This is a genomic window from Tenacibaculum sp. AWR4_210 (genome assembly GCF_056160945.1).
Map to the genome: position 1 here is coordinate 52,375 of NZ_JBSWYF010000006.1, position 13,115 is coordinate 65,489.

The following is a 13,115-nucleotide window of genomic DNA, read 5'->3' on the forward strand; positions in this document are numbered from 1 at the left end:
ACAATTCATATCAACCAGCCACGCAGTACTAAGCTACGAACTGCTGTTGATACAAACTACCTCACTTGTTAAATTATATGGAAAATCAAGAAAATTCTCAACAACTCGATGGAGGTACCTATGAGATTATTCAAGGTAGACTACAAAAACAAAAACTAGACTTACAAGATCGTTTACAGCAATTAAACGATGCTCGTAAACACGTTTTTGGAACCATAGAAACAAAATTAATTGCTAACGATAGAATCAACACCGAAAACAATTGTATTGCCAGAGATATCGTTTCAATCGGGAATACTTCTATTTTTGGATACAATGTGCATTTTGGACTCCGTACCGACATCACCTTATCGGATGTATTTAGTGTGTATGAGTTCAAAGAACAGCGCTTTCAATTGCAAGACTTATCGCTGTTACAAGATCCTATTTTTTTAGACGACTTTACCAATCTGTACAAGTACTACAGAAATACAATATTTTCAAAATTCGCTATCCTTGGAAACTACCTATACATGATTTTCCAACTGAGCGAAAACAAAACAGACATCAAAGCTTTTAAATGGTTGATCAAAGACGATACACTCGTGTATGTAGACAACCGAAGCGAGCATGAATACAAATTTCCTACCCAGCACGAGTTTAAGTGGCAGGAAGTTAACAGAGACATGCACCGTTACGGGGAACATTCACATATATCGATCTTAGATAAGGTTTTTGTCGAAACTATCGGTGGCGACCTAACCATTAAAATTGAAGACAATACAGATGAAGGGCAAGGGATACTTTCCGAACCCGTTCTCCACGTAGACCAAACCTTGGACGACGGTCAGTTTCGCTTCGCAGATCTCGGGAATCTCATCCCACTTGAAGTAAAACCATTCCAGGAAGAAGCTCGTTACTTTGTGTACAATCACAAATTGCGTGAAGTACAAAAAATTGACAGCATTAAGGATACCGCTGTTCAACTTCCAGACGACCACGGACTCATATTTCCAAACGGTTACTATTTACAAACAGGAGAGTACAAACTTTTTGAAAACGATGCCAAAGAGGTTAAGTTCCAAGAAAAAATTATATCTCCTAATGGTGAAGACTACTTGTATGTCTTTTATGCTAGCATTCGCGGTTTGTACATTTTAATGTCGTATAACATTATTGAACAAGCTGTTAAAACTCCCATTATATGTAACGGATTTACCGTGCTGGAAAATGGAGAACTCTGCTATTTTAAAACGGAAAATGAGCAAACCAAACACCACGTAGTGCAAATTTGGCAAACGCCTTATCTAAAAGGTGACTTTATGCCTTCGCAGCACGAGGATAGCTTACTGTATAAAATTGGTAACAAAGACATCGTGAAAGCCATGGCCGAATGCCACGCCTTGATTACCTTACTTAACAAGGAAGACAACTACAACGGCTTGTACGACGATTTGGTGAAAATGTCAAAAGACATCAACGATACCTATTATTGGTTACCGGAAAAAGACACTTTCGAACTCAACCTTCCCATACAACAGATCAACGAGGCCGCCAATGCAGCCATCGAGGAATTTGAAAAGGTAGTCGCCTTAAAAAAACAAGCCGCTGCTGCCACCACTGCTATTGACGAAAACTCAGAAGCACTCTTCGGAAAAATCAAGAGTACCTCGTTTAAGAGCATTGACGATTTTGTCGTTTTGTTAAGTCAACTGCGCACGCTTCGCGGGGAAGTAATCAGTTTAGCAGACATCCGTTACATCGATAAAAACCATTTGGCTGCGCTAGAAACCAAGGTCAATGAGCAAAACCTTCTTATCTCTAAGCGCTGCGTTCAGTTTTTATTAGACGACAAAGCGCTGAGTCCCTATCACGAACGCGTGAGTGCCAAAGAAGCTGACTTAGAAGCCATCAAGAAAGCAATAGACGCCAAGGCTTTGGAAGGTGAAGTCAATCAAATTACTGCTGACTTAGAACTCCTGATAGAGATCGTTTCGAATTTAGCTATTGAAGACACATCACAATCGACCAAGATAATCGACAATATCTCATTGATATTTGCCAATTTAAATCAGCTAAAAGCGGCTATAAAGAATAAAATTAGCTCCCTAGGTAGTACGGAAGCACAGGCCGATTTTACAGCTCAGTTAAAACTGATCGATCAGAGTATCATCAACTATATCGACATGGCGGATACCCCTGAAAAATGCGATGAGTTTTTAACCAAAACGGCCATTCAATTAGAGGAGTTAGAGGGAAAATTTGCTGATTTCGAAGAATTCATTACGTTGGTTATTGAAAAGCGCGAGGAAATTCACAACGCTTTTGACAGCAGAAAGAGCAATCTCTTAGAGAAACGCAACAAAAAAACGGTAGCACTGCAAACAGCTACGGAGCGTATTTTAAAAGGTGTTCGAAAAAAATCATTGAGTTTTGATTCTATTCAAGACATCAACGGGTACTTTGCCGCTGATTTAATGATCAATAAAGTACGTGATATCGTTGAACAGCTCAAAGAACTCGACGATATCGGGAAAGCCGAAGCCATAGAAACACAACTGAAAGTTGCGAAAGAAGACGCCTTAAGAAAATTAAAAGACAAACAAGAACTCTACGAAGATGGTGAGAATATCATCAAACTCGGTCAGCATAAATTCGGGGTTAACCGACAGGCACTAGACCTTACCATCGTTTATAAAAACGAGCAACTATACTACCACCTCATCGGTACGGATTACTTTGAGGAAATCGAAAACGAAACGATGTACACCTCACAGAAATACTGGAATCAAGAATTGGTTTCAGAAAATGACACCGTGTACCGCGCCGCCTATTTGGCCTATCAAATTTTCAAAACCACTGATGCTGACGCACTTCTTAACAGCAATGAAGAAAACCTTCTCGCTGTGGTTCAGAAAAAGAGCGCCAACCTCTATTCAGAAGGCTATGTAAAAGGTGTTCACGATCGAGATGCCGCAACGATATTGTATGTATTGGTCCACAAACACCACGAATTAGGACTACTTAAGTATCAACCTGCCATCCGAGCATATGCCCAATACTTTTGGCATGGACTGGCACCTGAATTACAAGAAGAGCTCAACGCTGGTATTAAAAATGCCGGGGATGTACTAAAAGTTTTTCCTAAGAGCACTAGCTTCGATTTCAGCATCCAACAATTGACAAAAAACGTACTTGCCTTCGCTGAGAGCAGCCGCCTTTTTGATCCTGAGCTAAGTAGAGACATCGCGTTGTATTTGTTTCAAGAACTCAAAGACAACAATACCTTTAAAATAAGTTCCGATGCAGTTCATTTGAAAGAAAGTTTTGTCAAAACCTTGAAAAGCCAACAGGCTGAGCATCACTTAAAATCGGGCTTGGAAAAAACAGAACAGTACGTTGCTAAGCTTCAACTCGCCATCCAATGGGTACAATCGTATCTTGAAAACATGGATGTGTCTCTCGATTACTTGCACGAAATTGTGTGTTTAATTGTATTTCAGCAAGCCTCTAATTCGGATGTACTCGCAGTACACCCGTATAGCGAAGTTGGGAACCTCAAAGGTACACATGCCAGTATTAAAGACGGAACATGGCATTTTAACTACCATCAGTTTGTAGAAGTCATGGAACAGTTCCAACGAGTCGAAGTTCCTAGATTCCAACAATATCGATCGGAAAAACACCAACTGATTGAAGATCGTAAAGAGGAGCTTAAATTAACAGAATTCAAGCCAAGGGTATTGTCTTCATTTGTTAGAAATAAACTCATCGATCAGGTGTATTTTCCACTTATCGGTGACAACCTAGCCAAACAATTAGGTACCGTGGGCGACAGCAAGCGAACAGACCGTATGGGAATGTTGTTACTCATCTCCCCTCCTGGATACGGTAAAACAACCCTCATGGAATACGTAGCTAACCGTCTTGGGCTCATATTTATGAAAATTAACGGACCAGCCATCGGTCATGAAGTAACCTCTGTTGATCCCATGTCAGCAAACAATTCAGCGGCTCGAGAAGAGCTTAAAAAGCTAAATTTAGCCTTTGAAATGGGTGACAATGTAATGCTTTACTTAGACGATATACAACACTGTAACCCTGAGTTTCTGCAAAAGTTCATTTCACTTTCTGACGGAACCAGAAAAATTGAAGGTGTTCACAATGGCAAATCAAAAACCTATGACCTCAGAGGTAAAAAATTCTGTGTCATTATGGCTGGAAACCCCTATACTGAAAGCGGTGATAAATTTCAAATCCCCGACATGTTAGCCAACCGTGCTGACATATACAATCTAGGGGATATTATTGGTGATACGGAACATTTGTTCAAATTGAGTTTGATAGAAAACTCACTGACTTCTAACCCCGTATTACACCAGTTGAGCAGCAAGTATTTTGAGGATGTTTACGCCCTTATCGATAAGGTTGAAAACAACCAAAAGGAAGTAACTCTCAAAGGAAATCATACCAAACAGGAAATTCAAGATTACACCTCAGTACTCGAAAAGGTCATCGCCGTACGAACTGCCATTATGCAAGTAAATCAAGCGTATATACAATCAGCAGCTATGGAAGACGATTACCGTACAGAGCCTTCATTCAAACTACAAGGTTCTTATCGTGATATGAATAAATTGGTGGCTAAAATCGTTCCCATTATGAATTCGCAAGAACTGGACAGGTTGTTACTTTCTCATTACGAAAGTGAATCGCAAACCTTGACCTCTGCCGCGGAAGCCAACTTACTGAAGTACAAGGAACTTCGCAAACAGTTATCGGAAGAGGATCAAGAACGATGGACAAACATTAAGCAAATATTCACTAAGAACAATAAACTAAAAGGTTTGGGTTCTAAGAATGAAATGGCGCAAATTCTTCAACAAATGATGACGTTTGCGGATAACTTAGAGGGTATTAAAGCTGTTTTACAACAAGGATTACAAGATAAATGAAAAATAAACTCTTAATATGTATAGTGTTATTAATGGGAACGCTGAGCTGTCAGAATCTCATTAATAACACGAATAAAAGTGATCACCCCGAGGCCAAAATCTCCGTAACTTTTCCAAGTCCACAAGGTTGGGTCAACGATTACGAAAGACTACTCACTCCAATGGAACGTGCTGTGCTCAGTGATAAAATTGATCGCTACTATCAAAAAACATCCAGAGCTATTGCCGTGGTTTCGATTGCGAATATCGATCCATATACCACCCCGAAATCCTATACCCTGGCACTGACAACCCACTGGGGTGTTGGACAATAAAATACAAAATAACAGCCTTTGCCTGTTCCTTTCGAAAAACTTAGATACAACCGTCATTGCTACTGGAAAGGAAACCCAAAAAAGCATTACGGATAGTATAGCACAACAAATTATAAACACCAAAATGCTCCCTCATTTTAAAAATGGACACTACGCTAAAGGACTTAACAATGCCATAGATGCCCTCGTGAAGGTTTGGGAGTAAAAACGCGCCTTACTGCGTTGACATCGCAAAAATTTTCGCTATGATTTTAGCATTTGATACTTTTTACAAAGAACATACAGCAACTACAGTTGCAATCGCTTTTGACCATTGGCAAGCCGAAACACCCCTGAATGTATATGAAGAAACCTTAAATGGTGTAGACGAGTACATCCCGGGACAATTTTACAAAAGAGAACTTCCTTGCATACTAAGCCTACTTCAACAAATTGATTACGCTAATTGTGAAGCTATCATTGTCGATGGTTATGTACAACTCGACGATACTGGTAGCAAAGGATTGGGCGCACACCTCTACGACGCTCTCAATGGTAAAATACCCGTTATCGGTGTTGCTAAAAACAAATTTTCTGGTATTCAAACCCTGCAAGAAGCAGTTTTCAGAAGCAGCAGTAACAAAGCCCTTCATATAACAAGTATGGGAATTGACTTGGCTCGTGCTGCCAATCATATCCGGGAAATGCACGGAAACTTTCGTTTTCCAACCTTACTAAAGCTCGTCGATGCACTTGGAAGAAAAACTACGACGTTATGATTTACAGTGAAATTAAAAATTTAGTAGACGAAGACATTGCTATTTTGGTATCCTTTGATAACCATCCGTATCAGTATCTTTGCGAATGTGGCCAGGCAAGTAAACTGAGCGTTAAGGAAATCCAACAGTGTAAGGCCATCTTTATCAGCCATACACATATCGATCATTTTATCAACTTTGACTCCGTACTACGACATCAAATAGGAACGCAAAACCACGTCGTTATAGCCGGACCTCCTGAACTCGCCAAACAAGTACAGGCCAAATTAAAAGCCTATACTTGGAATTTGGTCAGCGCTGATGCCATCCATTACGAAGTACGGGAAGTTCACGAAAACCATCGGATTAAAAGATACCGACTCCTCCCTCCTTTTTGGGAACTGGAAGCACTTTCCGAAGAAATAGGGACGCCACTCTACGAAACGGATAAATTTGAGGTTGCTGCCGTTTTATTAGATCATAAAACTCCATCCATGGCCTATAAATTCAAAGAAAAAGACAGTGTACAAATACACTTAGAGAAATCTGAATTTCGCGGTGGCCCTTGGATAAAAACGCTTAAAGAAGCCTTTGTTGCCAATCTTCCTAACACTCCAATTCAAGTCAACGGTCGCAGCTATAAAGCCTTTGAACTGTACAACTTATTAACCATTAAGGAAGGTATGAGCTTAGGGGTTATTATGGACCATGCTTCCAGTGCAGCGAATCACCGTAAAATAGCAGAAGTTTTTACTGGAACTACCAAAGTCTATATCGAATCTTTTTACCTCGAACAAGATCGCGATTTGGCAGAAAAAAATTACCACAGTTACACCAAGGCCTCTGCCAGTATTATGAATACTTGTGGTATTCATACTGCAATTCCCGTTCACTTTTCAAGAAAGTACAACGCTGCTGAAATAACCGCTCTAAAAAACGAATTTCAACAGTATTTACAACAAAAAACCCCTTGATAACTCAAGGGGTTCCGTTTAAATAAATTATACATTTATTTTTCAATCACAAAGCGTTTATTCGTCTTCGTTTTCTCGTTGGAAATACTTAAAATGTACACGCCAACTTCTAACGAATTCGTTTGTATTTGTCGTCCAGACAATTTCCCTGATTCTAGTACTTGCCCGAGTAAATTGCTAATGCTATACGTGGCATTTTCCAAACTGCGAGCAGGTCCTTGCAAGCGAATTACATTCCCTTTCCTTACAGGGTTTGGTGCAATCGCTATGCTCGTAAACGCACCTTCATCTTCATCTCCGAGTATGTCGTTACGAGTTCCCAAATCACTCAGCACCACACCTGATACGGCACAACTTCCTTCGTAAATTTTAACATTACTAAAGGTTGAGTTATTCCCTGAGCCAGCATCATTATCATTGATGAATACTAAGCGATCCATTGCTCCTGTGTACGAACTACCTACCGGAATAACGTATTTTTTAGTACCTCCTGCATAATTGTCATAATTGGTAATTCCATAATTTTGTGTCCCGTGAACTTTAAAATAACGGGTTGACGTCAACGAGTTGTCATTTTCAAACCCGACAGCGTGAATTTCCCCTTCCGAAGTACTGCTAAACTCAAACTCTATAACGGTATTTGCTGTTACGTTGTAATTCATGGTTATATACTTCCAGGTGTTATTTGTCAAAACCAAGGAAGCGCCTCCGCTACCTATACTAAAGTTTCCACTAGCATCTTGATTAGAAAACGGAGAAATCGTATAATCGTTGAAGTTTAAAGCCGTACATCCACCAGGAGTACCTCCTCCGTCGCCGTTTGATATTCCTACCGCATCGATGGCGATATCACTTTGCCAACCACTATTCCCCGATCCGGTAAGTACATTAAATCGGAGCTGTACGCTTGCCTGACCAGCGAACGAAGTTAAATCGACCGTAGCTGTTTGCCAACTATTCCCTTGATCACCAGATTTTGAAAATACCGACGTCCAAGTTCCTGTATTGTCCTTGCGAGCTTCTACGGTCAACGAAGCAATAGCACTTCCGTACATGTGATATTTAAATGCCAGTGACGGTTTAGTCAAAGAGCTAAAATTCAAACAAGGAGAATTTAAAATGGCGCGCTTGTTAGGATATCCAGTTCCGTTTCCTGAGGCTTCTACATAGAGGTAATATGATCCATCAGCTGCCGCTGAAGGCCCTGTAGCATTAGAAGGAGTACCCCCTGATTGACGAGTAAAGTTAAGATCATCACCTGTAGTTGCATCTTTCCAAAGTCCTAAGTTGGTTTCAAAACTTTCACTGTAGGGAAATGAAGCGACATCACCACTACAATTTCCTGGCGTTGGATTTCCACCATCACAAGGATTGACATAAGAAACTGTTTGATCATTGTTCGAGTTGGTACCTCCGTTATTATTCTCTACGGCACCCTGACCTACACCTCTACCAGCAAAAGCCTTCCAAATTAAACACTTGTACTTACCGTTGTACAAATCTTGATCGGCTTGCAAAATTCCGTCTCTACCAGAAACAAAACCTGGATTACTCGCTGTATTTTTCAAACCTTCAATCACAAGGGCCATCGCAATATTATTTCCTCCGGTACCTGTGTAGAAATTAGGATCGAATCCTTCTTGGTCAATAATCAACCACGTCATATCCCAAAGTATACTCGCAAAGCTATACCCAACACCATGGGGCACTGCCAATCCACTAATATCGGCGTAGTCTGTTCCGTTAATTGACTTGTCCGTAGAGTACACCGTAGGACGAATACCTACTCCGTTTAATCCTTGACCTAACACATAGGTTCCTACTCCTCTTTTATCCGTTCCTTTGTCACCCGCTTTCATGGTAAGCATTAGCCCAAACCAGTCAGACCAACCTTCTCCCATTTGCTCGTAACCACCCAATACGTTGGCATTTCTTCCTCCCACCAAACGAATAGAGATTCCGTGTCCATATTCATGCGCAATAATCATATTATCAAAAGAACCGTCTCTACCAGGGCTTGTTCTGTTCCATAAATACATTTGCATTCTCGGGTTTCCACCGTCTGTTGGAGTTGCAAAATTGGCGTTATTCGTTCCTCTACCATCTTGCGAATCAGCATTTACTGAATCACCTCCGGTACCTCCTTTTCCGTAATTATTCTCTTGAAAGTTACCCGAAGCTTCATCAAATCCGTACTGATAATACACGTCGTGCATGATGTTATTCCAATAAAATAAATTGGTTGTAGAGGCATCTCTGTAGGTACTAGGTGCCTGACTCAAGTTAACAGGATAGTTGAAATCCAAACTACTTCCTGCATCTGGAGAGTCACCGGTACCGTTATTTCCATTTGCATCTTCCTGAGCCCAAACGTTATTTCCTCTTGTAATGGTAAATTCGGCCCCAGCAGCACCATTCGTATCGTGCCAACCATAAGGAGAGGCTGTCGTATTGGCTGGATTACTAACCACACTTCTTGCACCATCATCTGGATTAATTAATGGCATAGCGTATACGTTGTATGAGTCTGGTGCCAAAAAACTATTCGTTTTAGCATAAGGAGTAGCACTAGCCACTCCTAGGCTGTTGTGCTTGTGCTGGGTATCAGCAGCCGTATGACTGTGAGGGGTGTCACCAAAATTACATTTAATCACCCAATTGTCTTCTTCAAGTACGGCTCCACTGGTGGCGTCTACATAGCTATTCCACCAATTTTCTCCACCTTGTTCGTATAAGTTCACATTCCAACACAAACGCAATTTTCCCTCTCGTACCAAATACACTTTTTTAACGGTAATTGGTTCATTATCTTGTGTTATACCAGAATTCTCAAATACGATAATAGGATCTCCTCCTTTTTGAGCTGTTGACCGCTGCAATCGGGTTGGAGAAGCTAATTGATGTTCGCGAACCAAAGCTCTTACCGCGGCTTCCTCGTTAATAGTGGCCCTATTTAAATCACGTGCTTTGTCTTCGAGGTTGTCAAAAAATTGATTTTTCGCGTAATTTACTTTTCCATTTAAAATTGACATATTATACGTAGCATTGACAATGGGGATTCCTTTGTAATACTGTCCTAAATAATAATGTACCAATCCTTTCCGCAAAGAAGAAGCCGTACTGGTAATCTTCCACTCTGCATAATCCAAAGAGGCATTTTTGCCTTTTTTTTGTAGTGTGTTAAAATGTTGTTGGATACTACCTAAGTCATTAGGATTTTGGGTTTGCGCAAAAGGTGTTTGCCATAGTAAAACTACTATGAAAAACAAATAATGTTTTTTCATTTTATTGATTTTGAAGGGTTTAGTGAATCTAAATTACTAAAAATCATTCGCTCAAAACCAACATATTGCAAAATGTTAAGTTTTTAACTAATCCAGTTAAATACCATAAAAAAAACACAATTTAGATTAATTAAAAACAAAAATCATCTTTTACAACTTATTTATTTTCAGTATTTTATATACCAAAAACTGTCAAGACAAGTTTTCTTTTTCCACCAAAATTTCGATGCTCACCCAAGTAAATTCCTTGCCAAGTACCTAAATTTAGCCGCCCTTGAGTTACGGGTATTTGCACTTGACTCCCCATGAGCGAGCTTTTAATATGTGCAGGCATGTCATCAGGACCTTCATACGTGTGTTTATAATACGGTTGCTCCTCTGGAACCATTTTATTGATATGGGATTCAAAATCTTCACGCACTGTAGGATCGGCATTTTCGTTAATGGTCAAACTTGCGGAGGTATGTTTGATAAACACTTGAAGTATTCCTTGCTTAATCGTCTTTAGTTCTTCAAAGTTTGAAAGGATGTCATGAGTAATCAAATGATAGCCTCTTTTAAAAGGCCCAACGGTCATCTCTTTTTGGTGTATATGCATACCCCAAAAGTAGCTAAAATTTGGTGATACAAAAAAAGAGGTTCCCGGAGGAACCTCTTAAAAACTGATCTATTATAAATGGACTATTTATTATTTAAAACAGCCTGCAGTTGTTTAAAGTCTACGCCATCTACATCTACTTTTGCCTTTTTCATCATGTCCATAATCTTTGCTGGATTCATGTTCTTCCCTAGAATTCTAGCAACTCCCACTCCAAATTCTTTTCCGTAACCAAAGGCAATAATTTCATTAATAGCCTTTGCCTCACCTGTGTAATAAATACTTGCACTTACACCGTCTTTTTTCATATTCATCAGTCTTTTGTACTTCGACTTCTTTAAGATTTTTAACAGTTGAGCTTTCTCTGCTTCGTAGGTAGCTTCGTCGGTATTGGCATACGGCAAACCAGTAATGTTAATTTTACGAATGCTCTCATAGGCGGCCTTTTCTTCATCAGTGGCATTTGCCGTGTTTAATTCGACCACGCTTGCCGGAATATCTAGCGTTACAAATCCTTGTTTATCCTGACTCTTTACGAGGTATGACTGTAAAGAATCGTCGTTACAAGAAACACTGATTAAGGATATACAAAGGGCTGCTAAGAAATATATTTTTTTCATTGGAATTGATTTTATCGGTTACTAATAAGATTGAGGGGTCAGGAATCTCGTTATTCTTTGTCTGAATACTTCTCTGCTATTTTCGACAGTTTATTCACGTCAATCTCTCCTGTTAGGGTCACAATAATTGACTCTGACTTATCGCCTTTATTCTTGTTTCTTACAAACATCAATACTTCGCTTACTAAATCTTTGTTTTTGGTTGTTTTAACGTAGATTCTCACTTTTGAATCTTTGTCTTTAACACGCATTAACTGCGTCAACTTCGCATTTTTGATGGCTGTGTTCACCATAGCCTCCATTTTGGCTGCGATCTTGGCATCTTCAGTTGAAAAAACCTTAAGTTCATTGAGGCCTTTAGCGGTATTAAAAATTTCCATATCCTCTGATTTGGCGTCCGGAAACTGTCTGATCAACTCAAAGGCGTCCTTGGTAATCACTACAGAAGAAACTTCGTCTAAGGATTCTAATTTATCAAATGTCGATTGTGCAAAACTTGCGGTGGCTGACAATATAAGTGCGAGTACAAATACTATTTTTTTCATGGTAATCTAATTTTAATCTACTTGGTTTTACTTGGTTTTGATTGATTTTAACTAATAGTTTACGGTTTTAATTGCTTTGTTAACGGTTTCCTTATAGGTATTCAAATGACTTAAAGCAGCTTTCCCTTTGTTTAAATTTGTTGAAACGGCATACAACGCCTCGTTTCCTTTGTTTAGATTAGATGAAACTAATTTTAAAGCCTCTTTTACTTGGGCAAATTGTTTCGCTCGTAATTGCTGCTGATAGGTTTGATAGCCTATATAAGAAGTACTTAACAACAAGACTGCCGACGCTGCCACTGATAACCAATTCCAGTTCTTCTTGGATGATTGCTCAGGTGTTAACTGTATGGTTTTAGTGTAGGTCTCGTCTTTACTTTGCTTAAAAAAGGTAAACATCGCGCTGTACTCCTGTAAATGAGGTGCTACGTCATCCGAGCAAAAGTAATCTTGAAGTACTTGCTCTTCCTGTAAGGTCGTCTCAGCATCGAGGTATTTCTCTAATAAGCGTTCTATGTTAGCTAACTCCATAGTTATGTTGTTTTATTAATTCTTGTCTTATTGTTTTACGCGCTCTCGATAGCGCTACTCTTACGGCGGTCGGTTTCATATCCACCACCTTACATATTTCATCAAAGTCGTATTGCTCGATATCTCTTAATTGAATGATTACACGTTGTTGTTCTGGTAATCGTTCGATGAGTTTGTGAACGTGACTTATCGCATCATTATTTTCTACTTTTTTCTCTAACGAGGTATCTTTTTCTTTGTAATTGCTGTGTACCAAGGTCAAGTTTCCTGCTTGTTTCGATTTCAATCGATCAAAACAGTAATTTTTTGTCATGGTCATCGCAAAGGCTTCCACATTTTTATACTCCGTCAGTTTCCCTTTGTTCTTCCACAACTTTAAAAACAACTCTTGTGTAGCATCCTCCGCTTCTTCTGTTGAAACGAGCAGTCTTTTTGCTAAACGAAAGACCTTGTCTTTAAAGGGTAAAACAACTTTTAAAAAATCCGACTGTTTCATTGTTAGTTAATTGATTAGGTATCCCTGATTTGCTTTTAATTTGTCAGGTTTACATCTCTACGACGACTCATAAAATGCTTTG

General features: G+C 39.5%; 11 protein-coding genes. 5 read left to right on the forward strand and 6 right to left on the reverse strand.

The window, feature by feature from the left end; all coding sequences use genetic code 11:
- The first annotated feature begins 77 nt into the window (after window positions 1–77).
- Genes ACXAG7_RS12150 through ACXAG7_RS12170 form a run of 5 tightly spaced genes read left to right on the forward strand, consistent with a single transcriptional unit; the run spans window position 78 to window position 6,959 of the window.
- Window positions 78–4,934, forward strand: a complete 4,857-nt coding sequence (locus ACXAG7_RS12150; RefSeq protein WP_476666933.1) for a DNA repair ATPase — start codon at window positions 78–80, stop codon at window positions 4,932–4,934.
- On the forward strand, window positions 4,931–5,248 hold the full coding sequence (locus tag ACXAG7_RS12155) for a TPM domain-containing protein (protein WP_476666934.1): 318 nt from the start codon (window positions 4,931–4,933) through the stop codon (window positions 5,246–5,248). Before ACXAG7_RS12150 ends, ACXAG7_RS12155 begins: the two co-directional genes overlap by 4 nt.
- A complete protein-coding gene (locus ACXAG7_RS12160; protein WP_476666935.1) occupies window positions 5,238–5,453 on the forward strand; it encodes a TPM domain-containing protein in 216 nt (71 codons plus the stop codon). The genes ACXAG7_RS12155 and ACXAG7_RS12160 overlap by 11 nt, the downstream gene beginning before the upstream one ends.
- Window positions 5,454–5,493: 40 nt before the next feature.
- The gene (locus ACXAG7_RS12165; RefSeq protein WP_476666936.1) at window positions 5,494–6,006 is read left to right on the forward strand and encodes an endonuclease V; all 513 of its coding nucleotides are present in this window, start codon (window positions 5,494–5,496) and stop codon (window positions 6,004–6,006) included.
- Window positions 6,003–6,959, forward strand: a complete 957-nt coding sequence (locus ACXAG7_RS12170) for an MBL fold metallo-hydrolase (RefSeq protein WP_476666937.1) — start codon at window positions 6,003–6,005, stop codon at window positions 6,957–6,959. The genes ACXAG7_RS12165 and ACXAG7_RS12170 overlap by 4 nt, the downstream gene beginning before the upstream one ends.
- A 35-nt stretch (window positions 6,960–6,994) precedes the next feature.
- Here ACXAG7_RS12170 and ACXAG7_RS12175 read toward each other — a convergent pair whose 3' ends face one another.
- The 6 genes from ACXAG7_RS12175 to ACXAG7_RS12200 all read right to left on the reverse strand — a co-directional run bounded on the left by ACXAG7_RS12175 (window position 6,995) and on the right by ACXAG7_RS12200 (window position 13,033).
- Window positions 6,995–10,243: a M36 family metallopeptidase gene (locus tag ACXAG7_RS12175; RefSeq protein ID WP_476666938.1), complete on the reverse strand. Its 3,249-nt coding sequence runs from the start codon at window positions 10,241–10,243 to the stop codon at window positions 6,995–6,997.
- A 175-nt stretch (window positions 10,244–10,418) separates the two neighbouring features.
- Complete coding sequence (locus ACXAG7_RS12180; protein WP_408043068.1) at window positions 10,419–10,841, reverse strand: secondary thiamine-phosphate synthase enzyme YjbQ; 423 nt, start codon at window positions 10,839–10,841, stop codon at window positions 10,419–10,421.
- Between the two features lie 83 nt (window positions 10,842–10,924).
- Window positions 10,925–11,461 (reverse strand): DUF4252 domain-containing protein, encoded by a 537-nt coding sequence (locus ACXAG7_RS12185; RefSeq protein WP_476666939.1) that lies wholly within the window; start codon window positions 11,459–11,461, stop codon window positions 10,925–10,927.
- Window positions 11,462–11,511: 50 nt separating this feature from the next.
- Complete coding sequence (locus ACXAG7_RS12190) at window positions 11,512–12,006, reverse strand: DUF4252 domain-containing protein (protein ID WP_408043066.1); 495 nt, start codon at window positions 12,004–12,006, stop codon at window positions 11,512–11,514.
- A 51-nt stretch (window positions 12,007–12,057) separates the two neighbouring features.
- A complete protein-coding gene (locus tag ACXAG7_RS12195) occupies window positions 12,058–12,537 on the reverse strand; it encodes a hypothetical protein (RefSeq protein WP_408043065.1) in 480 nt (159 codons plus the stop codon).
- Window positions 12,524–13,033 carry an RNA polymerase sigma factor gene (locus ACXAG7_RS12200; RefSeq protein WP_408043064.1) on the reverse strand — a complete coding sequence of 170 codons (510 nt, stop codon included), beginning with the start codon at window positions 13,031–13,033 and terminating at the stop codon, window positions 12,524–12,526. Before ACXAG7_RS12200 ends, ACXAG7_RS12195 begins: the two co-directional genes overlap by 14 nt.
- Between the last annotated feature and the right edge of the window lie 82 nt (window positions 13,034–13,115).